General features: G+C 40.2%; 21 protein-coding genes and 1 riboswitch. Of the genes, 6 read left to right on the plus strand and 15 right to left on the minus strand.

The window, feature by feature from the left end; all coding sequences use genetic code 11:
• Positions 1-2: 2 nt before the first annotated feature.
• The 8 genes from purF to purE all read right to left on the minus strand — a co-directional run bounded on the left by purF (position 3) and on the right by purE (position 8,735).
• On the minus strand, positions 3-1,484 hold the full coding sequence (purF, locus tag AC2TDL_RS05740) for an amidophosphoribosyltransferase (protein ID WP_484699237.1): 1,482 nt from the start codon (positions 1,482-1,484) through the stop codon (positions 3-5).
• On the minus strand, positions 1,469-3,712 hold the full coding sequence (purL, locus tag AC2TDL_RS05745) for a phosphoribosylformylglycinamidine synthase subunit PurL (protein WP_484699238.1): 2,244 nt from the start codon (positions 3,710-3,712) through the stop codon (positions 1,469-1,471). The genes purF and purL overlap by 16 nt, the downstream gene beginning before the upstream one ends.
• The gene (purQ, locus tag AC2TDL_RS05750; RefSeq protein WP_484699239.1) at positions 3,690-4,385 is read right to left on the minus strand and encodes a phosphoribosylformylglycinamidine synthase subunit PurQ; all 696 of its coding nucleotides are present in this window, start codon (positions 4,383-4,385) and stop codon (positions 3,690-3,692) included. Before purQ ends, purL begins: the two co-directional genes overlap by 23 nt.
• Positions 4,386-4,389: 4 nt before the next feature.
• A complete protein-coding gene (gene purS, locus AC2TDL_RS05755; RefSeq protein WP_484701063.1) occupies positions 4,390-4,635 on the minus strand; it encodes a phosphoribosylformylglycinamidine synthase subunit PurS in 246 nt (81 codons plus the stop codon).
• Between the two features lie 33 nt (positions 4,636-4,668).
• A complete protein-coding gene (locus AC2TDL_RS05760; RefSeq protein WP_484699240.1) occupies positions 4,669-5,571 on the minus strand; it encodes a phosphoribosylaminoimidazolesuccinocarboxamide synthase in 903 nt (300 codons plus the stop codon).
• Positions 5,572-5,733: 162 nt separating this feature from the next.
• Positions 5,734-7,032, minus strand: coding sequence for an adenylosuccinate lyase (gene purB / locus AC2TDL_RS05765; protein WP_484699241.1), 1,299 nt, complete (start codon positions 7,030-7,032; stop codon positions 5,734-5,736).
• Between the two features lie 27 nt (positions 7,033-7,059).
• Positions 7,060-8,253 carry a 5-(carboxyamino)imidazole ribonucleotide synthase gene (purK, locus tag AC2TDL_RS05770; RefSeq protein WP_484699242.1) on the minus strand — a complete coding sequence of 398 codons (1,194 nt, stop codon included), beginning with the start codon at positions 8,251-8,253 and terminating at the stop codon, positions 7,060-7,062.
• A complete protein-coding gene (purE, locus tag AC2TDL_RS05775; RefSeq protein ID WP_484699243.1) occupies positions 8,250-8,735 on the minus strand; it encodes a 5-(carboxyamino)imidazole ribonucleotide mutase in 486 nt (161 codons plus the stop codon). Before purE ends, purK begins: the two co-directional genes overlap by 4 nt.
• A gap of 310 nt (positions 8,736-9,045) precedes the next feature.
• Positions 9,046-9,146, minus strand: a riboswitch (purine riboswitch).
• 319 nt (positions 9,147-9,465) lie between these two features.
• On the opposite strand from purE, the gene AC2TDL_RS05780 reads away from it, so the two are divergent.
• The 3 genes from AC2TDL_RS05780 to AC2TDL_RS05790 all read left to right on the plus strand — a co-directional run bounded on the left by AC2TDL_RS05780 (position 9,466) and on the right by AC2TDL_RS05790 (position 11,941).
• Complete coding sequence (locus tag AC2TDL_RS05780) at positions 9,466-10,749, plus strand: glycoside hydrolase family 18 protein (RefSeq protein WP_484699244.1); 1,284 nt, start codon at positions 9,466-9,468, stop codon at positions 10,747-10,749.
• A 250-nt stretch (positions 10,750-10,999) separates the two neighbouring features.
• On the plus strand, positions 11,000-11,353 hold the full coding sequence (locus tag AC2TDL_RS05785; protein WP_484699245.1) for a hypothetical protein: 354 nt from the start codon (positions 11,000-11,002) through the stop codon (positions 11,351-11,353).
• 225 nt (positions 11,354-11,578) lie between these two features.
• A complete protein-coding gene (locus AC2TDL_RS05790; protein WP_484699246.1) occupies positions 11,579-11,941 on the plus strand; it encodes a hypothetical protein in 363 nt (120 codons plus the stop codon).
• A 104-nt stretch (positions 11,942-12,045) separates the two neighbouring features.
• Here AC2TDL_RS05790 and AC2TDL_RS05795 read toward each other — a convergent pair whose 3' ends face one another.
• The 4 genes from AC2TDL_RS05795 to msrA all read right to left on the minus strand — a co-directional run bounded on the left by AC2TDL_RS05795 (position 12,046) and on the right by msrA (position 16,925).
• A complete protein-coding gene (locus AC2TDL_RS05795) occupies positions 12,046-13,608 on the minus strand; it encodes an IS1182 family transposase (protein WP_484697438.1) in 1,563 nt (520 codons plus the stop codon).
• Between the two features lie 158 nt (positions 13,609-13,766).
• The gene (locus AC2TDL_RS05800) at positions 13,767-14,906 is read right to left on the minus strand and encodes a C39 family peptidase (RefSeq protein ID WP_484699247.1); all 1,140 of its coding nucleotides are present in this window, start codon (positions 14,904-14,906) and stop codon (positions 13,767-13,769) included.
• Positions 14,907-15,354: 448 nt separating this feature from the next.
• Positions 15,355-15,948 carry a nitroreductase family protein gene (locus AC2TDL_RS05805; protein WP_484699248.1) on the minus strand — a complete coding sequence of 198 codons (594 nt, stop codon included), beginning with the start codon at positions 15,946-15,948 and terminating at the stop codon, positions 15,355-15,357.
• 26 nt (positions 15,949-15,974) lie between these two features.
• Positions 15,975-16,925, minus strand: a complete 951-nt coding sequence (gene msrA / locus AC2TDL_RS05810) for a peptide-methionine (S)-S-oxide reductase MsrA (protein ID WP_484699249.1) — start codon at positions 16,923-16,925, stop codon at positions 15,975-15,977.
• 136 nt (positions 16,926-17,061) lie between these two features.
• Between msrA and AC2TDL_RS05815 the strand changes: the two genes are divergently transcribed.
• Together AC2TDL_RS05815 and AC2TDL_RS05820 are read left to right on the plus strand one after the other, a co-directional pair.
• A complete protein-coding gene (locus AC2TDL_RS05815) occupies positions 17,062-17,514 on the plus strand; it encodes a hypothetical protein (protein WP_484699250.1) in 453 nt (150 codons plus the stop codon).
• On the plus strand, positions 17,511-18,581 hold the full coding sequence (locus AC2TDL_RS05820; RefSeq protein WP_484699251.1) for a phosphodiester glycosidase family protein: 1,071 nt from the start codon (positions 17,511-17,513) through the stop codon (positions 18,579-18,581). The genes AC2TDL_RS05815 and AC2TDL_RS05820 overlap by 4 nt, the downstream gene beginning before the upstream one ends.
• A 45-nt stretch (positions 18,582-18,626) precedes the next feature.
• Here the strand turns inward: AC2TDL_RS05820 and AC2TDL_RS05825 are convergent, their stop codons facing one another.
• The 3 genes from AC2TDL_RS05825 to AC2TDL_RS05835 are packed head-to-tail and all read right to left on the minus strand — an operon-like array spanning position 18,627 to position 21,216.
• Positions 18,627-19,619 carry a 5-oxoprolinase subunit C family protein gene (locus tag AC2TDL_RS05825; RefSeq protein WP_484699252.1) on the minus strand — a complete coding sequence of 331 codons (993 nt, stop codon included), beginning with the start codon at positions 19,617-19,619 and terminating at the stop codon, positions 18,627-18,629.
• 31 nt (positions 19,620-19,650) lie between these two features.
• On the minus strand, positions 19,651-20,391 hold the full coding sequence (pxpB, locus tag AC2TDL_RS05830) for a 5-oxoprolinase subunit PxpB (RefSeq protein ID WP_484699253.1): 741 nt from the start codon (positions 20,389-20,391) through the stop codon (positions 19,651-19,653).
• 51 nt (positions 20,392-20,442) lie between these two features.
• Positions 20,443-21,216 carry a LamB/YcsF family protein gene (locus AC2TDL_RS05835; RefSeq protein WP_484699254.1) on the minus strand — a complete coding sequence of 258 codons (774 nt, stop codon included), beginning with the start codon at positions 21,214-21,216 and terminating at the stop codon, positions 20,443-20,445.
• Between the two features lie 213 nt (positions 21,217-21,429).
• Here AC2TDL_RS05835 and AC2TDL_RS05840 point away from each other — a divergent pair, with 213 nt between their 5' ends.
• Entirely contained in the window at positions 21,430-21,858 is a 429-nt protein-coding gene (locus AC2TDL_RS05840; protein WP_484701066.1) for a VOC family protein, read from the plus strand.
• Positions 21,859-21,866: the final 8 nt, after the last annotated feature.

Consider the following 21,866-nt stretch of genomic DNA (forward strand, 5'->3'; position numbering starts at 1 on the left):
TATTAGCAGCTGCAGCTTTTATCAGATTCCTCGTCTACAACCGTTGGATAATCATTGTCAAAGCAAGCCATGCATAAACCGTGCTTATAATGCTCATTATAGGCACCAACAGATTCTCTAAAGCCTTGATCCGTTAAAAATGCAAGAGAATCTGCATTGATTTGCTGACGAATTTCCTCGATAGTTCGACTAGAAGCGATAAGCTCCTTGCGATCAGGTGTATCAATTCCGTAATAGCAAGGATTTTTAAATGGAGGTGATGTAATACGCACATGCACCTCTGTTGCCCCAGCTTCACGCAGCATATTAACAATTCGTAATGAAGTTGTTCCGCGAACGATTGAGTCATCAATCATGACAACACGTTTACCTTCAACAACTTTACGTACTGCAGACAGCTTCATTTTTACACCGCGTTCACGCAGCTCTTGTGAAGGCTGAATAAAGGTACGACCTGTATATTTATTTTTAATTAAGCCTAGCTCATAAGGAATTCCCGTCTGTTCAGCATAACCAATCGCTGCAGAAATACTAGAGTCAGGTACACCTGTTACAACATCTGCATCAACAAATGCTTCAATAGCAAGACGTTTACCCATACGTTTACGAGCTGAGTGGATATTTACCTCATGGATGTCGCTATCTGGGCGAGCGAAATAAATATATTCCATCGCACAAGTCGCACGACGAGATTCACCAGCATCATATCGATCGTAATGAATACCCTCTTTATCGAGAATAATCATTTCACCTGGTTGAATATCACGAATAAATTCGCCGCCAACTGTTTCAAAAGCGCATGTTTCTGAAGCGAATAAATAACCATCGCCAAGCTTAGCCATCGATAAAGGACGCAAACCATGCGGATCTGAAGCAACAATCAGTTTATCATTGGTCATAATTAAAAAGGCAAAGCCACCAACGATGCGACGAAGAGCATCACGAGTTGCTTCAATGAAATCTTTGCTGGAGCGAGCAATTAAATGAGCGATAACTTCTGTATCACTTGACGTTTGAAAAATAGAACCGCTATTTTCAAGTTCCTTGCGAATTTCTGGTGCATTAACTATATTACCGTTTGTTGCAATGGCAAGGTCTCCATCACGGTATTTAAAGATAAGCGGCTGAGCATTGGCAACCTTGCTTTCACCAGCAGTAGAATATCGCACATGACCAATTGCCCGTTCACCAGTCAAACGATCCATAATTGCTTGATCAAAAACTTCCTTAACTAGCCCCATCTCGCGATGATAGTGAAAGCTATTGCCCTTGCTGCCGTCAACTGTACAGATCCCTGCGCTTTCCTCACCGCGATGTTGAAGCGCATGTAAGCCAAAGAAAGTAATTTGCGCTGCGTTTTGGTGTCCGAAGACACCAAACACGCCGCATTCTTCTCTTAGCTTATCGAAAATATCGTCACGTCCAATACCTTCGTTATAATGATCTCCAGTCCATAGCTTCACGCCATTTATTTCATTAGACATGGGATCGCATCCTTCCACACACCCTCTAGTTTAGTAACTGGTGCGTTAATAGCTACCTTCTGATTAATGTTAATCACTAAATCCTCTCCGCCAACTGTACCGATAACAGCTGCTTTTACGCCATATTTTTCAATATGAGCTAGTAATTGCTCTACTTTATCAGCAGTTGCAGAAAGCAATACTCTAGACTGAGATTCGCTGAATAGATAGTGATCAGCACGAAGTTCTGTTTCCACTGCCACTTTAGCACCGATGCCGCCGCTAATACATGATTCAGCTAGGGCAACAGCTACGCCACCTTCAGATAAGTCATGAGCAGATGCAACTAGACCAGACTGAATTGCAGATAGAACTGCCTGTTGCAAGCTTTTCTCAACTTCAAGATCTAATACTGGAGGACGACCTGTTGGTGCGCCGTTTTTAATATATTGAAGTTCAGATCCACCGAACTCAGGTTTTGTTTCACCAAGAAGGATAATCACATCTCCTTCTTTCTTAAAGCTTTGAGTCGTAATATGCTCGATGTCATGTACAAGTCCAACCATACCGATAACTGGAGTTGGATAGATGGCACCTTTAGCATTTTCGTTATATAAGCTGACGTTACCGCCAGTAACTGGCGTTCCAAGCACGTTACAAGCTTCGCTTATACCTTCAGCAGCTTTTTCGATTTGCCAGAATACCTCTGGTTTTTCAGGTGAACCGAAGTTCAAGTTATCTGTAATTGCTAGCGGCTCGCCGCCTGAACATACGATATTGCGAGCTGCTTCTGAAACAGCAATTTTACCGCCAACTTCAGGATCTAGGTAAACATAACGACCGTTACAGTCAGTTGTCATCGCAAGTGCTTTACGTGTTCCATCAACAAGCACAACCGCTGCATCTGAACCTGGTTGGACTGCAGTCGCTGTACGAACCATATAGTCATATTGGTTATAAACCCATTCCTTGCTTGCTACTGTAGGAGATGCAAGAAGCTCTTCCAGTGTACCGTTCAAATCTGTGATTTCTGGGAAATCAGACGTATCTACATTAGCAAAATCATTGTAATAAGCAGGAACTTTAGATGGCTGATGATAAACAGGACATTCATCAACAAGCGCTTTTACAGGCATATCCGCAACTTGCTCACCTTTATGGAATAAGCGAAGGCGTCCATCATCCGTTACTTTACCTACTTTTTTACAAATAACGCCCCAGCGTTCAAAGATCTCCATCGCTTGCGCTTCATGCTGCGGTTCAACGACAAACAGCATACGCTCCTGGGATTCTGAAAGCATCATTTCATATGGTGTCATATTTGTCTCACGTTGTGGAACTTCATCTAGGTAAAGCTCTAAGCCATTACCAGCTTTAGATGCCATTTCCGCAGATGAACATGTTAAACCTGCCGCACCCATGTCTTGGATACCAAGTACGATGCCTGAATTAATAAGCTCAAGTGTAGCTTCCATAACCAATTTTTCCATGAATGGATCGCCGACTTGAACCGCTGTTTTCTTTTCTTCAGATTCCTCTGAAAGTTCAACAGAAGCAAAAGTAGCACCATGAATACCGTCACGACCAGTAGGAGGACCTACATAAAATACCGGGTTACCTACCCCTTTTGCCACACCGCGTTGAATTTTATCGTGTTCAATGATCCCAACGCACATTGCGTTAACAAGCGGATTACCTTCATAGCTTTCATCAAAGTTAACTTCACCTGCAACGGTTGGAATTCCGATACAGTTACCATAACCAGCAATACCAGCTACAACATTTTCAAATAAATATTTGACGCGCTCATTTTCAAGACGACCAAAGCGCAAGCTGTTAAGCAACGCAACTGGACGAGCGCCCATTGAGAAGATGTCGCGAATAATACCACCCACACCTGTTGCAGCTCCTTGATAAGGTTCAACTGCTGAAGGATGGTTATGTGATTCGATTTTAAATGCCACTGCCTGATTGTCGCCGATATCAACAATACCAGCGCCTTCACCTGGACCCATCAAAACTCTAGGACCAGAAGTCGGGAATTTTTTCAAAATTGGCTTAGAGTTTTTGTAAGCACAATGCTCTGACCACATGACACTGAATACACCGATTTCAGTGTAATTAGGCTTACGTCCAAGGAAGCCACAGATTAGCTCATACTCATAATCTGATACGCCGAATTGCTGATAGATTTTTTGCTCCGCAATTTGTTCTGCGGTTGGCTCCTTAGCTGTTAATTGCTGTGCCATGTTGTTCCCTCCATGTATTCAAAATCGATGTAAACATACGTTTTCCATCAGATGATCCAAGTAAGTCGCTGACTGCACGCTCTGGGTGAGGCATCATACCTACGACATTACCTGCTTTATTACTAATTCCTGCAATGTTATCTACAGAACCGTTAGGGTTAGAATCACCAGCATAACGGAAAATAATTTGGTTATTTGCTTTTAGTTCAGCAAGTGTTTCCTCGTCACAATAGTAGTTACCTTCACCATGTGCGATAGGAATATTAATAATTTCACCTTGTGCATAATCACGTGTAAATGGATTATTGTTATTCACAACCTCAAGCGGAGATTGGTGACAACGGAACTTAAGACCGTTGTTACGGATTAATGCACCTGGCAACAATTTAGCCTCGGTAAGAATTTGGAATCCGTTGCAAATTCCTAATATATATTTTCCTGCTTCAGCAGCTTTTTGTACCTCATTCATTACATTTGCAAAGCGAGCAATTGCTCCGCAGCGCAGATAGTCTCCGTAAGAGAAGCCTCCTGGTACAAGAATGCAATCATATTTAGATAAATCAGTTGCTGTATGCCATACATAATCTACTGCTTGTCCAATAGTTTGCTCTACAGCTTTATAGCAATCAATGTCACAGTTTGATCCCGGAAATACGAGTACCGCAAACTTCATTCTATTAGTCCTCCAGTTCAAATCGGTAGTCTTCAACAACCGTATTAGCTAGCAGCTTTTCACACATAACTTTTAAGCGAGCCTCAGCTTCTGCACGATCATTTGTATCAAGTTCAAGTTCCAAATATTTACCAATGCGAACTTTACTTACTTCATTAAAGCCAAGCGAATGAAGTCCGCCCTTTACTGCAACTCCTTGTGGATCCAGGACATTTTCTTTAATCGTTACATAAACAGTTGCTTTCATAATAGCCATTAGCCTCCCAAGACTTATCAATTTATTCTAGTTATCAAATTGCTTGCCAGTAAGACGAGTATAAATGCTGCGATAGCGTGCAGTGGTTTCCTCTACAACCTGCTGTGGAAGTGGAGCTGGCATGCTTTCACGATCCCAATCGGAATTTAGCAAATACGTGCGCACAGGCTCTTTGTCCATGCTATCTATTTCAATATCGTAAGCGTAATTTTCTTTTGCCCAGAAACGTGAAGAATCTGGTGTGAAGATTTCATCGATTAAGATGATTTCACCATCAATAATTCCAAATTCAAATTTGCAATCTGCTAATATAATGCCTTTATTTAAGCAATACTCATGTGCAAAATTGTAAAGTGCAAGACTACGCTCGCGTAGCGTTTCCGCTAGCTCCTTGCCAATTCGTTTTGCCATCTCCGCAAATGAGATATCTTCGTCATGACCAATATCATTTTTTGCAGATGGTGTAAAAATTGGAGCAGGCAATTTTTCATTTTTACGCAAACCTTCAGGCAACTTCTCACCATTAATCGTTCCGCTCTTTTCATACTGTCTCCAGCCACCGCCTGTAATATAGCCACGCACAATGCACTCCATATCAATGCGTTCTGCTTTGCGTGTAACCATTATGCGGTGCTTAAACAATTCAGGTTCAGTGATAATATCCCCAAGCTTGTACACATCAGTATGTACAACGTGGTTAGCAATCACATCCTCTGTTAGCTCAAACCAAAATGCTGAAAGTGAGTTAAGCACATTGCCTTTGTCAGGAACAGCAGGCTCAAGCACATAATCAAAAGCTGAAATACGATCAGTTACAACAATTAGAAAATGTTCACCCAAATCGTACAACTCTCGAACCTTGCCTTTGTATATCAGCGGAGCGCGAACATACTCAACCGCTGATGAAATAGCCTTCACTTGCGTAGTCATGAACTTTCCTCCTAAATGTAATATATTGCCTCACGTTGGCTACTCAGCTCTATGCTTATTCTAAGCAGCGAAACCTAGCTGCGGAGTGATAATGCTAGAAGCGCACAGCGCTAAACGCCAACGTGATCCAAAGCGGGGAGCCCGCTTTCCTTCTTCAGTTTACTATTCAGTTAAACCAAGACGTTTGAAGATGGTGTCCACATGTTTTAGATGCCAAGCTGGATTAAAGCAATCATCAATTTCCTCTGGCGATAGAACTGAAGTAATCTCCTCAGTTGCTTCAACAATTTCACGGAAAGATTGCTTAGTTTCCCAAGCCTGCATTGCACGTGGTTGTACCGTATCATAAGCTTGCTCGCGGCTAAAGCCTTTGTCGATAAGCTTCGTCATTACACGGCCAGAGAATGGCACACCATACGTTGCTTGCATATTGCGTTTCATATTTTCAGGGAACACCGTTAAGTTTTTAATGATGTTTCCTAGACGATTCAACATATAATTAAGCAGCATCGTTGCATCAGGCAAAATAACGCGCTCAACAGATGAATGAGAAATATCACGTTCATGCCATAGCGTTACATTTTCATAAGCTGAAATCATATGACCACGAATAACGCGAGATAGACCAGAAATGTTCTCACAGCCAATCGGATTGCGTTTATGCGGCATTGCAGATGAACCTTTTTGACCTTTGGCAAATGGCTCTTCAACCTCACGGAATTCACTTTTTTGCAGTGCGCGAATTTCTGTAGCGAATTTATCAAGAGAAGTTGCAATTAACGCCAGAGTTGCCATATATTCCGCATGACGGTCACGTTGCAAAGTTTGTGTTGAAATTGGAGCTGGCTTAATACCTAGCTTTTTGCAAACAAATTCTTCAACAAATGGATCAATGTTTGCATACGTACCTACTGCTCCAGAAATTTTACCATATTGCACATTGTCAGACGCATGATCGAAACGCTCTAGATTACGCTTCATTTCTTCATACCAAAGTGCAAGCTTTAAACCAAATGTTGTTGGCTCAGCATGTACACCATGCGTACGTCCCATCATTTGTGTATCTTTATATTTGATCGCTTGACCTCGTAAAATTTCGATGAAATTCACGATATCTTTGCGCAAAATTTCATTCGCTTGACGAAGCAGATAGCCGTTCGCAGTATCGACAACATCAGTCGAAGTTAAACCATAGTGAACCCATTTGCGTTCAGGTCCCAACGTTTCTGATACAGCACGTGTAAAAGCAATAACATCATGACGAGTTTCTTGCTCGATTTCATAAATGCGGTTAATATCAAAGCTAGCTTTTGCACGAAGTGCCTCTACATCCTCACGTGGGATAACACCTAGTTCAGCCCAAGCCTCACATGAACAAAGCTCAACCTCAAGCCAAGCCATAAATTTGTTTTGCTCTGTCCAGATAGCTCGCATCTCTGGTCTACTGTAACGCTCTAACATTCAAGTAACACCTTCCACTCTATATTTTTATTTATTCCAGCTATTCCACTCTTGTTGCCATATGCCTGTTTGTTCAATCCATTGCATAGCAGCTTCAATATTGGATGCCAGTACATTAACATGTCCCATTTTACGGTTATGAACCGCATCTGCCTTACCGTACAAATGTACTTTAGGCGTCACATTAAGCTTAGCCGCAAGCTCGTCCTTTTTGCTCATCAGTTCAAGCAGCGGCGCAACATGTTGACCAAGCACATTTACCATTACTACAGGTGTCGTTAAGCTTGTATCAGCAAGTGGCAAATTACATACCGCACGTACATGTTGCTCAAATTGTGAAGTACGACAAGCCTCCATCGTATAGTGACCGCTATTATGCGGACGTGGAGCAAGCTCGTTGACATAAAGCCCTTGCCGCTCCGTAACAAACATCTCCACTGCAATTAAACCTACCGCATCAAGCCCTTCCGCGATTTTGATTGCCAGCTTTTCGGCTTCTGCTCGCAGTTCACTTGAAATACGTGCCGGCACGATAGATAAATGAAGAATATTGCTTACATGAATATTTTCTGCCGCAGGAAACACTTTAACTTCACCTTGCGGACTTCGCGCAGCAATAACGGAAATTTCCTTTGTAAAATGAATAAATTGTTCAAGGACAAGCTCTGTTTTAGCTTTAGCAAGGGTTTCATATGCTTCAGCAACTTCATCAGCATGTTTAATTACCCATTGTCCTTTACCATCATAGCCGCCTGTTGCTGTTTTCAACACACAAGGAGTACCAAATTCAGCAACTCCTTGCTCCAAATCCGCTAATGACTTAATTTCACGATACGGAGCTACTGGCACACCTGCTGCTTCTATTGCTCGTTTTTCACGCAATCGGTGCTGTGTCGTATAAAGCAATTGATTGCCTTGCGGCACATAAGCCTCCTGCATTAGCATACCCGCTACCTCGGCGCTTACGTTTTCAAATTCATACGTAATTACATCGGCGCGTTGTGCTAACTTGCGTGCAGCTTCAGCATCATCGTATTTAGCAACAATTTGATCGCTCACTTGTCCCATTGGACCATTCTCAGTTGGGTCAAGCGTAACAAAGCGGTAGCCAAGCTCGCTGCCTGCATTTGCAAGCATGCGACCTAGCTGACCGCCGCCAAGAACGCCAATTGTTGCACCAGGAAGTATCGTTTTTATTTCCTTTACCTGCTGGCTATTCATAGTTCTTCACTGCTTTCTAAAACTTCTTGTTTCACTCGTTCACGACGAGCAGCAACCTTAGCTTGCACAGATGGATCAAAAGCGCCAATCATTTGAGCAGCTAGCAAGCCTGCATTTGTTGCTCCTGCGTTGCCAATCGCTACAGTTGCAACAGGAATTCCGCCAGGCATTTGAACAATCGACAGCAAGGAGTCAAGTCCGTTCAAATTTGATGATTTTACAGGCACGCCAATGACAGGAAGTGTTGTTTTCGCTGCAACCATACCTGGCAAATGAGCAGCCCCTCCGGCACCAGCAATAATTACTTTAATGCCTCGTTCAGCCGCTGTCTCTGCATACTCAAACATTAAATCTGGCGTACGATGTGCAGAAACGACCTTCTTTTCGTACGGGATTTCTAATTCATCAAGGATATCGCATGCCAGTTTCATCGTTGCCCAATCTGACTTACTTCCCATAATTACACCAACCTGTGCAGACATCAACCACTACCTACCTTCTTATATTAAAGTTTTACAACTGCATACTCTCTAAATGTCATTGTTTCCTTAATGACATAAAAAAACCTCTATCGAAGTGCTTACATATAGGAAGAGCAACTGCGCTTAGAGGTACATTTTTATCGCCTAAAAGTGATTACAGCATTAAATAAATAGCAAAAAATCTAGTCTATTCAACATTTAAGCGAAAAAAATTCCACTAGCAAATCTCGTGGCTCTACTTGCTACTGGACTTCGCAAAACTAGTAATTTCAAATGCTTCACCCTCAGGCTTTACAAATTTTCTATAAATAACTTGTATAACGAAGCTCGTAGTCCGGAAAGATTTGGTTCCGGGTAGAGACGTTTGAGCCATTCCCTCAAACATATACGAGATAATCATATTCTGTTTTTAACAACAATTATAGTTTAACGAATGTATTAGGCACTGTCAACAAAATACGAACATTCACAAACTTTTAATTCTTATAGTTCGTTTTTCTCACATAATCAATGGAATCTCAAAACGATTTCCCCTCTTTTTTTTGCATTATGCGCGAAAATCTAACATTATACGTCATTTATACACCGAATATTAGTGAAAACATGCAAACATATACAAATTACTAATAACATGTAACTTTTCAGAATATACTTTAGCGTATAATCCAACTTATTTTTTGTTCGATTTAGCGGATTAGCTATTTACATATTTTGATTAGGAGGGCTTAATATGCAAATTCATACTGTAAAGCGCAACGATTCGTTATGGAATCTCGCTCAGCATTATGGCGTTCCTCTCCAGCACATTATTGAAGTGAACAAAATTGAGCAAAGTGATCCGCTCATCGTTGGGCAAGCACTTATCATTCCATCTCCTTCAGGTAATCGAACGCATATCGTGGCGCGCGGTGAATCGTTATGGTCGATTGCTCGTCAATACGGATTAAGCTTGCAGGAAGTTGCTATCGCTAATCAACTCACTAATCCTGCCAACATTAAGCCTGGTCAATTGCTAATAATACCAGCACCTAAACTAACGAGGATTGAAGTAAATGGCTTTATGGAGCGTACGGATGAACAAGCTGTAGATGAAATTGTTCAGCACAGTAAAGAGCTTACATACGTCACCATGTTCAGTTATAAAATTAAGGGAGATGGAACATTAGAGGAGTTAGATGATGCAAACTTGCGTGATGCTGCACTGGGAAACAACGTTACCCCGATGATGGCAATAACGAATATAGCTGACGAAGGATTTTCTAGCGAGCTTATTCATGAAGTATTAAACAATCAGCAGAGCTATGCTCATCTAATTACTACCGTGGCAAATACAATGGCTGATCGAGGCTTTACAGCACTTAATATCGACTTTGAATATATTCCACCCGAAGATCACGAACTGTACAATTCATGGTTACGTGACATCACCGCCCATTTACATCAATTCGGCTATCTTGTTTCCACTTCATTAGCTCCGAAATATAGTGCAGAGCAACAAGGTGTACTTTATGAATCCCATGATTATAAGACTCATGGAGAAATCGTTGATTTTGTTATTCTTATGACCTATGAATGGGGCTGGACTGGCGGACCTCCGCGAGCTGTAGCTCCATTAAATGAAGTGACTAAAGTGATTAACTATGCCGTTACTGAAATCCCTGCAAATAAAATTATGCTGGGCATCCCTTTATATGGTTATCATTGGACATTGCCGTATGTCGAAGGCGAATCTCGCGCAACCGCACTTAGCACAGAAGACGCTATTAAATTAGCAAGAGAACGTAAAGCTGCAATTGAATACGATAATACCGCTCAAGCTCCTCATTTTTCCTTCTACGATACGGAGCATAAACAGCATATTGTATGGTTTGAGGATGCTCGCAGTCTACAAGCAAAATTTAATCTTGTGAAGCAATACGGTTTACGAGGAATTAGCTATTGGAAGCTGGGGATCGAAGCCGATACAAACTGGTATTTGCTAAGTGAAAATTTTTCGGTAAAAAAGCTGCTGTAATGTTCATCTATTCGTATTTAAATTATTTCCGATATAAGCTTACCTCTTTACACAGTGTATTAATTAGTATTTCATGAATAATGAAAAAATGTAAAAAACGATCACTTGTGATAGCTAAAGAACCTCCTATGAAAATTACAATAGAATCTAAATTTTAAATGATACACTAAAAAAAGAGTATCGGCATAACTCCAATAGAGTGGTTCAATTCAAGAACTCAATTTAGATTAATAAACTTATAGGAGTGTATATGAAAAAATATGCAGCTTATTGTATAACTTTATTGTTATTCATATTTATTGTTGCCTGCTCCAATCAAAATCAATCAAGCGGAGACTGGGCTTCTAATTTTGTCGTTTGGAACAAAAATTTGTATGTAGTAGGCAGTCAAACCATTAGTGCATCCGATATTGAAAATAAAATTGGCGAAGTCGAACAATTTTCAAACGATGAAAGCTTTACACCATCAAAAACATTCTCTAACAAATACAAAGAAGGAACCCCTCTGTATAAAATTTCAAATGTTGCAACTGACGAGGCAATCGCAATTGAGTTTAAAGGCAATTATTATAAGGCAAGCAACAGCGGTCCTTACGGAAAATAACACAATATAAATAAGGTGTTCAAACAGTCTTATCTCTCGACTGTTTGAACACCTTTTTTATCCCCTTAATAATTAGACATTTAGCAACATTATTACGGAGCGCAACCTATTTCCACTCAAGACTTAGCACTTTTAAGATAATCATCAATACCAAAACTCAATATTATGAATATATGTAACTTTTTTACAAAATGGTTCGTCAATATTGTAAAAGGAGGATGAGAAATGAAAATAACAAAATGCTTATGTTTACTTTTATTGATTAGTTTTATTTCTGGGTGTGGAGATCAAAGCTTCGATAAAGATTCGCTAAGTTTCTCAGATCAATTCGTGTTGACATATGGAAACGGCGATACATTAACGATTAACGATCCAGAAGTAATGGAAAACATCATTAAACTAATTAAAGATAACGAATATGAGCCTGTAGACCTTCCAGATAGTGTTGGTCAATATTTCACTTTGCAAGTGGCTGAAAATGTGCGTTATGTTAGTACAGGATATTTACATACAGAAAATTCCATTTATCGGGCACAAAATCGAGATATCGTATTGCAATTGTTTAACTATATTTTATCCTTAGAATAAAAAGAGCCTGGGACAAAACTTGTCTCTTAAAACAAGCAAACGGTGAAATCTGTTCAAAGATTTCACCGTTTGCTCATTTTAGGCTCTGTTTTTCTAATGCTATGCTACGTTCGTAGCACATATTTCCTTAAGTTTACTGCCATTAAGGCAAGTCCAATCTCATGCTCAACTTTCCGTTTTCCTCGAACTGAAAAGCGAGTGAAACCTAAATTAGCCTTCAAGAATCCAAAAACTGGCTCTACGTCGATTTTACGTTGACGGTAGAGTTCACCTGTTTTTTCTTCTGAAAGCTGTTCTTGTACATATATTTTTTGTTGTTCCCAACGATCGTTTATTAACAGTTGTCGATTTCGTCCTTCTCCTGCCTTTGTGCAGCTTGTTCGGAAGGAACAGCCTGTACAATCCGAACATGAATAGATCTTAAACTGACGTTGGAACCCGCCTTTATCTTTACGAGTAGCATAGCGTTGAAAGGTGAGATATTGATCATTAGGGCAGGTATATCGATCTTCCTCCGTATCGTACTGCCAGTTTCTCGGTTGAAAGGGATCGTTCTTTACCTTCTTCTTTTGTTCGCGCTCATACATCGTATACTTCATCAATGGAACACGCTTGCGATTGGTGATGACATCCTCATAGTTTTGTTCACTTCCATAGCCTGCGTCCGCCACGATGTAGGTAGGTAAGTCGAAGTATTGGTTTTCAATTTCATTAAGAAAAGGAATGAGCGTCTTCGTGTCTGTTGGATTAGGATAGATCCCATACGCCAGTGTATATTGTCCTTCTGTCGCAATTTGTACGTTGTATCCAGGCTTTAACTGACCATTCTTCATATAGTCATCTTTCATCCGCATAAACGTCGCATCCGGATCGGTTTTCGAATAGCTGTTTCGATCTCCAAACTGTTGTTGATGCTGCTTGTATTTTTTCTTTCGTTCAATCCATTCACGGACTTGCTTGAGCATTTGTTTTGGCACTTTACGCTTGCTTCGTAATTGCTTTCGTTCGCTCGTATTTTCGGATGCTTCCATCTTTTCTGTATAGCTTTCAACCACGTGTTCGAGGTGTTCTGCGATCTCCAACAAGTTTTCCGTAGAGAGTTCCTGCTCATGTTCGAGCTCTGGAATAATCTTTTGTTCCAATAACTCGTTGTACAATTGATTCGACTTCTCGATTAGACGAGTATGATGCTTGTCCACGGCTTTTTTCCATACAAACGTAAACTTGTTGGCATTCGCTTCAATCTTTGTACCATCAATGAAAATCGCTTCTTGGTGAATGATCTTTTCTTCTACTAACTTCGAGCGAAATTGAACAAAGCACTGGCGGATTAATTCCTTCATCTCAGGATGAACACGGAAACGATTGATTGTGCGGTAGCAAGGTTCGTAGCCTTGTGCCAACCACATCATCCGAATACTGTCTTTCGTTAGAGCTTCAATTTTACGACCAGAAAAGGCAGATTGGGTGTAGCCACATAGAATGATCTTGAGCATCATGCGAGGATGATAGGATGGACAACCATCACGACGAACAAACGAACGAAACGCTTCATCGGGAATACTTTCGACCAAATGATGAATGGCAAACGCAATATCTTTTTCATTTAATTTAACTTCTAAATTTAGAGGCAAAACTAATTGGTTCATGTTATACTGTTTGTACATAAGGAACACCTTCTTTAATGTTTTTGTAGGAGTACTAAAATTTTAACAGATGGTGTTCCTTTTGTATTTAAAAATTTAACGGCGATGACATTTTACTTTCGTAAACGTCACCGCCGTTTTTAGTTAGGCTGGGTTATTTTGTCCCAGCCTCTTGCTTTTTATGATGGCTTAACTGTAACTGTCTCGTTCCAAGAAAGAGCAGGTACATAAAGATATACCGATTTAGGTGTAGAATCCCAAGTATCTCGTACGATTACATATCTAAACCATGCCAGATTACTTTCCGTATCTTGATACTCTTCATATCCTACACCAGTCATATCGTGATTACCATATGTTGCATCATTAACTGTGTTTATAATATCTGGTCTATTATTATTGATTTCTGTCTTATGATTCGAAAAATTGGCAGATGTTCTTTTAACTGTAACAGTGTAGCCACGATCAGACCAGAATTTAGTCATTCCAGTAACTCGATCATTCCAACCAGTGCCACCATCACTATTCGTATTCATATAGGATGAGCCTGCTAACACATCAATTAAAGTGTTAGAAGTTGTTGTACTAGCTAAAAGATTTGTATAGCCTTGAGAATAACGATAATACCAAATAATGTTAGCAAAAGATGTAGGGCTGCATCCTTTTCTCCATGAAAAATCAGGTACATCTGATAGGATTTTAGAAGAATAACTTATAATCGTAAATGGTTGAACTTCTGATTGAATGCTAAAGTTTGGAGCATTATCTAGCTGAAGCACTGTTGATTCATCGTTTTCTAAAATATCTGCTGAGATATGTTTGCCAGCTAATATCCCTTTGCTCTTAAGCTCTGTTTTGTCTTTCCATTCTTCTTCACGAATATCAAAGTATGTTTCATCTTCTGTTTCTATGAAATATTGCGTTAAACCTACATAAATAGCTTTGTCATCACTCTCTTTTTTATCGTACGGTGAATTACCTTCACGGGCAGCCTCGATTACTACAGGTTTTTCGTCTGCTGAGACTATTAAATAGCCTGCATCTCCAAATTCATTATTAACATCAAATAAAAACGAAGTCACATTACCATCAAAATCAAATAGAGGAAATTCATATTCTAACTCTACTTTTTCCCACTCGTAATATTCTCCAGCTGTACTGATTACTTTAATGTAATTTTTTGCTGCTGAAATTGCACTTTCTTTTAACTCATTAAATTTTGCTTCAGATGATAATTCATTGGCAGAAACAGTCATCGGGATTAAAGACAAGAAGACTAATAAAGAAAAACTTAAACCACAGGTTTTCAAAATTTTCACAACATTTCCTCCTTAATTCCCATTTTTTAGTATTTCGTGCCTTATGTGCAGGTTTATTATTAATTTTAATGAGGTTTATTCAATTAATAAATACCTATTTTTGTATATTGAAAAATAATTTGGAAAAAGATATAATTAGTAAATATGTCCTTGTTGCTAAATAATTTATGAATAATTCCAAAGAATGCTGCAAAAAAGCAGCTGTGCATTTCATGCGATCAGCTGCCGTTTTGGATCATTTTCATTTTTATACATTCCATTTTTCTAGTATATCAATTTGCATTTATTCTATCTCATGCAAAACTATCTATAATTAATTTCAATAAATTCACAAAAGTAAAGGTATTCAATTAGCTTTAAGTTAATAAAGCCATTGAATACCTTATCGAATTAACTCAATTTTGCAGCTTTACATCGTTCATCTCTATGTACGATTAAGCTTATTTTGTTAGCCTTCTACCCACTCTGTTACTTCCTGCACTGCACGACGGCTTGGCACAATTGCAGTCATATCAGGATAACCGATATAGATAAAGCCAACAATTTGCTCATCTTCACGTAATTTAAATTGCTTATTCATCTCTGGATGAGTCATAGGGGCACCTGAACGCCAAATAGCCCCTAAACCAACAGCGTGAACAGCTAACAGTAAATTTTGCACAGCTGCTTGTGCTGCAGCAAGCTCCTCAGCTAAAACCGCACGAGGATCATCAGAAGGGGAGCAGATCGCTGCAATAACAACTGGAGCGCGGAATGCTTTTTTAACTTCCTTCTCATATTTTTCCGCATCTTGATCCCCTGTTGTCGCACGATAAACATTCCCGTAACCTTCACCAAGCAATTTTCTTCCTTCACCTGTCATCACAACAAAACGCCAAGGTTGTGTATTATGATGACTTGGTGCCCAAGTGGCAGCCTCTAAAACTTGTTCAATTAGCGCACGAGGCACATCATCTTTCTTCACGCGACCGATCGAGCGACGCTCACGCAACGCTGCTAGCACCTGTTTACCAGCTTCGTTTACACTATTTTGCTCTGTCATCCGGGTTAATCTCCTCTTCGTCTATCTTATTTTTCAAACAGCTTTAGATATTGTCCATACCCGCGTTCAACAAGCTTATCTTTAGGTATAAACTCTAACGCTGCCGAATTAATACAATAGCGCAGACCAGTCGGCTGCGGTCCATCCTCAAACACATGACCAAGATGTGAATCACCGTATTTTGAGCGCACTTCAGTACGAATCATTCCGTGTGAAACATCTAGCTCCTCCACGATATGATCTTCTTCGAGCGGTTTCGTAAAGCTAGGCCAGCCGCAATGAGCATCAAATTTATCTTTTGAGCTAAACAATGGCTCTCCAGATACAATATCAACATAGATGCCTTCCTCACGATGATCCCAAAATTCATTGCGAAACGGCGGCTCTGTTGCATTATGCTGCGTTACCTCATATTGGATTGGAGTAAGCCGCACTCTTAGCTCGGCATCATTCTTTTTAACCGACCAATGCTGTTTTATAAACGCATCTCTGCCAGAGCCTTTGCGATACATTTTGTAGCGAAACGGATTCTTCTTATAGTAATCCTGATGGTATTCCTCCGCAGGATAGAATTCCTTAGCGGGTACAATTTGTGTCACTATTGGCTTATCAAATACACCACTTTGTGCAAGCTGCTCTTTCGAACGCTCTGCAGCTTGACGTTGCTCTTCTGAATGATAGAAAATAAATGTTCGGTACGAATGTCCACGATCATGAAATTGTCCGCCATCATCTGTCGGGTCGATTTGCTTCCAATATTTATCAAGCAATTGCTCATAGCTAATTATAGAAGGGTCAAATTCAATTTGCACTGCTTCGACATGACCAGTCGTGTCAGAGCATACCTCTTCATACGTTGGAAAAGGTTTATCTCCTCCCGTATATCCTGAGGTAACAGAAAGAACACCAGCCATGCGATCAAAAGGAGTAACCATGCACCAAAAGCATCCTCCTGCAAATGTTGCCAATTCAGTCATAACTATTCCCTCCTTCTCGAGTGTTTACAGTTATCATTATACATGACAGACTGTTCTATACCAAATTGTAACAATATAAAGAACATGCGAACTTTTTGTCATAAAATGCGTCTAATTCATATAGAGGTGAATCAAATTGTCAGACATGCAAGTCAAACTATCAAATCAATCTACACAACCTGTTACAGAAAAGCGCCAGCAGCGCATTAAGAAACGTAATCGTCGGTTACTCCTCTTAAACTTTTTCATGCTATGGGTTCTCCTCATTTTTGTTGGTCTCTATGGTGCTCATATGTATATGAACAAACTAGAAGCTCGTCTTACAGTCGAGATACAGCAAGAAACCGAGCAGAAGCTTAAAACACTTGAAAGCAGCTATGAAACTCGTTTGCAGGAGCTCGATAACAGTTATCAGCAACAACTTACTGCACTTAGCGACAAAATTAATGAGCTAAATGAACTGCTAACTTTTGTTAAAGATAACAGCAGTGATAAAAATGATGATAATAATCAGCTCTATTCACAAATTAAAGAGATTAAGTCGCAATTGCAAAAGCTGCAAAAAAGTATGGAGCTGTTGAAATCATGAACAGTATTCAATTTCTCAATCGGTTAATGCTGCTAGTTGTAGCTCCGTTTATTGGCATTCTTATCGCAATTATTATTTTTATAAATAAGGATCAGCCAAGCATCACGCCGATTGCGAATTCCTTTAAGATGCAAAGTGCTGCCGAGCAAAGCTATCAATCTGCCTTTGAAAGTTTAGCCCAAAGCACTGAGCTTGCAAAAGTTGCTAAATCAAATATTGAAAGCAGCTATAGTACTTATCATGAAGCAACTTCTTTAGTGAAATCATTGCTTTCCACTGTAAAAAAGACGCTTGATTATCCTTATTCAGTCTACGATAAAAAAATTAGTAGTAAGCTTGGCACACCGTCTGCTACGATTAATAGCGATAAGCTAAAAGCTCAGCTATATTATAAAAACTATGAAAACTTTAAAGGATACGCTGTGAAGATTAAGTTAAAATCAAGCTCGGCAGTAAAAATGGTTTTAGGCGGAGATAAATTAGGAGACGCAATGACAACGAAACAGGCTGCGAAGCTGCACGGTGCAGCTGTTGCGATTAATGCTGGAGGGTTTGCTGATTCAGGCTCTAAGCGCTATCCAATCGGAACAACCATTATTGACGGCGAATATGTGGACGGCTTTCAGCCTAGTAAAAATGATTTATTTTTTGTTGGCTTTAATAGTGATAATGAATTGATTGGCGGCAAATTTACTGAGAAAGAACAGCTGGATAAGCTAAAGCCGCGTTTTGGGGCAAGCTTTGTACCAATATTGCTTAAGGACGGCAAAAAACAAGCAATACCTAAAAAATGGCAAATCTCTCCAAGTCGTGCTCCTCGTGTCGTATTAGCAAACTATAAGGACGACCAAATTTTACTGTTTGTAACCGATGGTTATAATACAAATGGAAGTAAAGGGGCTACATTAACAGAACTGCAAACGATACTGCAAAATCTCGGAGTGGTATCTGCCTATAATATGGACGGCGGCGGTTCAGCAACGCTTATATTTAACGGAAAGCTAATTAACTCACCGTCAGATGGTCAGTTACGCAAGCTGCCAACCCATTTGCTCTTTTTTAAATAGGCAGCTGCAGCTCAACTCAATATACTTAAAAAAACAGCGATAGACTCAAGAGCTGCATTTGAGTCTTATCGCTGTTTTTAATAATGCCATATCCTGTTCATACTCTAGCAGAAGACGCTCTGCTTCCTCCTGAGAAATAGCAACAAACCGGATCGCATCCCCAGGCTTTAACTGGGCAAAAACAGGAATATCTACTGCGGCAACGATACCGATTCGTGGATATCCTCCAGTAGTTTGTCGATCAGCTAGCAGGACGATTGGCTGACCATTAGCCGGTAATTGGATAAGACCATGAACTGTTCCCTGTGATATTAGCTCCGCCTTTGTTTTCAGCTCTAGCGGCTCTCCCTGCAAGCGATAACCCATGCGATCGGATTGCATGTCCACTCTCCATACGCTGCTATTCCACTTTTCTTTACTTATCTCCGTTAGCCATTCGTACTCAGGTCCTGCTATGTAACGAATGGTTACCACATCATCTAGCACAATTGCAAAATGCTGTGCAGTAAAGGAAAGTCGCTGCTCCGATTGCAGCTTTTTCCACAATCGCGCACAATTGGATTGCTCAGAAAACGCCTTTACCTCCAGTACATCGCCACTTCGCAATGCGCGCCCATCAAAGCCGCCAAACCCGCCTCGAATATTGGTGCTATAGCTGCCCAGCACTTTGCATACATCAAAGCCTCCAGCTACAGCAATATATACGCGACATCCGCTTTCGTATTTCGCAAAGGAAAGTGTTTCTCCTTTATGGACAAGAATCGATTGCCACATCGGTACTGGAACATTGTTCATATAAGGCGTCATGTCACCGCCGCAAATTGCGATTAAATGATTTTCTGTAAAAGTTAATACTGCTCCCGCAAGTGTCAACTCCAGCACAGCCTCATCTTGTTCATTACCGACAAGCAGATTAGCTACACGAGCCGCGCCTTCATCCATTGCTCCATTAATATTAACCCCATATTTTTGATAGCCATATCGCCCACGATCCTGTATTGTAGCAAACATTCCGCTCCTTTTTATTGCAATCGCCATATGTTCCCTCCTCAAACTCTTTCTATCTATCCTACGTCCAGTGCAGCTCGCCAATGCTAAAAAATTGCTGCTCAGTTATCGGAATAAATTTGATCCGATCCCCCGCTTGAATTAATGTAGGCACTTCATATTCGGGATGGAATAGCTTAAGCGGTGTACGTCCAATAATTCTCCAGCCGCCAGGCGTTTTTATCGGGTAAATGCCTGTTTGCTCCCCTGCAATGCCAACGCTTCCAGGTTCAATCGAGGCACTTGGAATAGCTTTACGCGGCATCGCGATCGCAGGATTCATCCCACCTAAATACGGAAAACCGGGAGTAAAGCCAAGCATATGCACCAGATAGGTCGTTCCGCTATGAATTGCAATTACTTCTTCGACTGAAAGATCATTATAATTCGCTACTTCAACAAGATCAGGTCCAAAGCTGCCCCCGTAGCATACAGGAATTTCAACAATCCTGCCTTGATACTCTTCGAACTGCTCAGGCTGAAGCGTAAAGTCATTTAAACAAGCTAATATTTGCTGCTTTAGCCATTGACTTGGCAGCATCGGCATTTGATCGCTTTGCTCTAGATTACGCCATATTTTACTCGGTTCATAATGTACTGTTATCGTACAATAGGCTGGAACGTATTCAACAACACCATACAGCTTTTCTGCTTCAAGCCTCGCTAACAAGCCAACTACTTTCCGATGTGTTTCCTCATTGATTTCATTGCCAACTGTAATTAGCAACGCCCTTTCACCAAGCGGCGTAATTGACACGTCCATATTAACCTCAACCTCATTTCTGTAAAAATCGTTAATTAAAATAACGTTATGCTAGAGTTCCAAATGCTTAGATGGATGAGCAATTTCAATACCTGCTTCTTTCAATGCCTTCGATAATTGAGTAACATGCTCTAAAGCATCAGGAGAATCGCCATGCACACAAATTGTATCTGCGCGCATATGAATATCTTCTCCTGTGCGGCTTTCCACTTTATATTCCTTAACCATTCGAATCATCCGTTCTGTTGAATATTTCGATTGAACAATTAATGCTTGCTCATGAGAGCGAGGTGTTAATGTACCGTCTTTTTCATAATTTCGATCAGCAAATACTTCATTTAATGTCCGAAGGCCAGCCCGTGCCCCTGCCTTAACAAGCTTACTATTCGATTGACCCACTAAATAAATATCCGGGTCTATACGATAGGCTGCTTCAGCAATCGCTTCAGCAACTGCATCACTTTCATTAGCCATATGATAAAGCGCTCCATGCGGCTTGACATGCTGCAGACTACTACCTTCAGCAACGGCAAAAGCTTGCAGTGCTCCAATTTGATATAAAACAAGCCCGTATATTTCTTCTGCACTAATATCCATTTTACGGCGACCAAAGCCATGTTTATCTGGCAAACTTGGATGCGCGCCAATTGCTACATTATATTTTAAAGCCAGCTTAACTGTTTTTCTCATCGTTAAAGGATCTCCGGCATGAAAGCCGCACGCAATATTGGCGGAAGTGATATACTTCATCAGCTCTTCATCTTGACCAAACGAATAGATTCCAAAGCTTTCACCCATATCACAGTTCAAATCAACTTTATACATTGTTCTTCTCCTTATGCAATTAAAAATTTCTAACGCTGTAAAATGATTGTACTTCTTATCTACTGTTACAATCAGCAGATCATACCTATTAAATTGTAACGTTATTTTCCTAATAATTGCAATGATTACACCAATGATTGAAGGAAACTTCGAATGGAAATACTGAACATGTTGCATTTGTTATTTGAAATAAATGATGAGAAGGAGATAGTTATGGCAATCGAAGCTTATTTGATTTTTAATGGAAATTGCCGTGAGGCTGTAAAATACTATAAACATGTATTTGATACCCATGAGCCAAAGTTTATGACATTTGGAGATATTCCCGATCACGGGGAAGGCTCTCCTCCCCCAGAAGCTAAAGACTTAATTATGCATACGCGTCTTGTCATTGATGGCAGTACGCTTATGTTCTCCGATAACTATCCTGGCATGGATTATGTTGTAGGCAATAATATTACACTAGCCTACGTTACTCATGATGAAAATAAATTAAAGGATGTTTATAACAAGCTTAAAGAAGGCGGGCAAGTCGTACTCGAATTGCAGGAAACTTTCTGGAGCAAGCTATATGCACAAGTGACAGATCGCTATGGCATTCAATGGCAGCTTAATTTAAATAATGGTGAATCAGCAAACTAATTTTACTT

This window comes from Paenibacillus sp. plas6 (assembly GCF_057221655.1).

What these genes read in the sequence shown, in the direction of transcription:
- pxpB (WP_484699253.1), bottom strand. Translation starts at nt 20,391, where the DNA reads ATGGACGTGTCAATTACGCCGCTTGGTGAAAGGGCGTTGCTAATTACA.
- AC2TDL_RS05780 (WP_484699244.1), top strand. Translation starts at nt 9,466, where the DNA reads ATGCAAATTCATACTGTAAAGCGCAACGATTCGTTATGGAATCTCGCT.
- purL (WP_484699238.1), bottom strand. Translation starts at nt 3,712, where the DNA reads ATGGCACAGCAATTAACAGCTAAGGAGCCAACCGCAGAACAAATTGCG.
- purQ (WP_484699239.1), bottom strand. Translation starts at nt 4,385, where the DNA reads ATGAAGTTTGCGGTACTCGTATTTCCGGGATCAAACTGTGACATTGAT.
- AC2TDL_RS05805 (WP_484699248.1), bottom strand. Translation starts at nt 15,948, where the DNA reads ATGACAGAGCAAAATAGTGTAAACGAAGCTGGTAAACAGGTGCTAGCA.
- AC2TDL_RS05835 (WP_484699254.1), bottom strand. Translation starts at nt 21,216, where the DNA reads ATGTATAAAGTTGATTTGAACTGTGATATGGGTGAAAGCTTTGGAATC.
- AC2TDL_RS05795 (WP_484697438.1), bottom strand. Translation starts at nt 13,608, where the DNA reads ATGTACAAACAGTATAACATGAACCAATTAGTTTTGCCTCTAAATTTA.
- purE (WP_484699243.1), bottom strand. Translation starts at nt 8,735, where the DNA reads ATGTCTGCACAGGTTGGTGTAATTATGGGAAGTAAGTCAGATTGGGCA.
- AC2TDL_RS05820 (WP_484699251.1), top strand. Translation starts at nt 17,511, where the DNA reads ATGAACAGTATTCAATTTCTCAATCGGTTAATGCTGCTAGTTGTAGCT.
- purB (WP_484699241.1), bottom strand. Translation starts at nt 7,032, where the DNA reads ATGTTAGAGCGTTACAGTAGACCAGAGATGCGAGCTATCTGGACAGAG.
- AC2TDL_RS05790 (WP_484699246.1), top strand. Translation starts at nt 11,579, where the DNA reads ATGAAAATAACAAAATGCTTATGTTTACTTTTATTGATTAGTTTTATT.
- AC2TDL_RS05840 (WP_484701066.1), top strand. Translation starts at nt 21,430, where the DNA reads ATGGCAATCGAAGCTTATTTGATTTTTAATGGAAATTGCCGTGAGGCT.
- AC2TDL_RS05760 (WP_484699240.1), bottom strand. Translation starts at nt 5,571, where the DNA reads ATGACTACGCAAGTGAAGGCTATTTCATCAGCGGTTGAGTATGTTCGC.
- AC2TDL_RS05825 (WP_484699252.1), bottom strand. Translation starts at nt 19,619, where the DNA reads ATGGCGATTGCAATAAAAAGGAGCGGAATGTTTGCTACAATACAGGAT.
- purF (WP_484699237.1), bottom strand. Translation starts at nt 1,484, where the DNA reads ATGTCTAATGAAATAAATGGCGTGAAGCTATGGACTGGAGATCATTAT.
- msrA (WP_484699249.1), bottom strand. Translation starts at nt 16,925, where the DNA reads ATGACTGAATTGGCAACATTTGCAGGAGGATGCTTTTGGTGCATGGTT.
- purK (WP_484699242.1), bottom strand. Translation starts at nt 8,253, where the DNA reads ATGAATAGCCAGCAGGTAAAGGAAATAAAAACGATACTTCCTGGTGCA.
- AC2TDL_RS05785 (WP_484699245.1), top strand. Translation starts at nt 11,000, where the DNA reads ATGAAAAAATATGCAGCTTATTGTATAACTTTATTGTTATTCATATTT.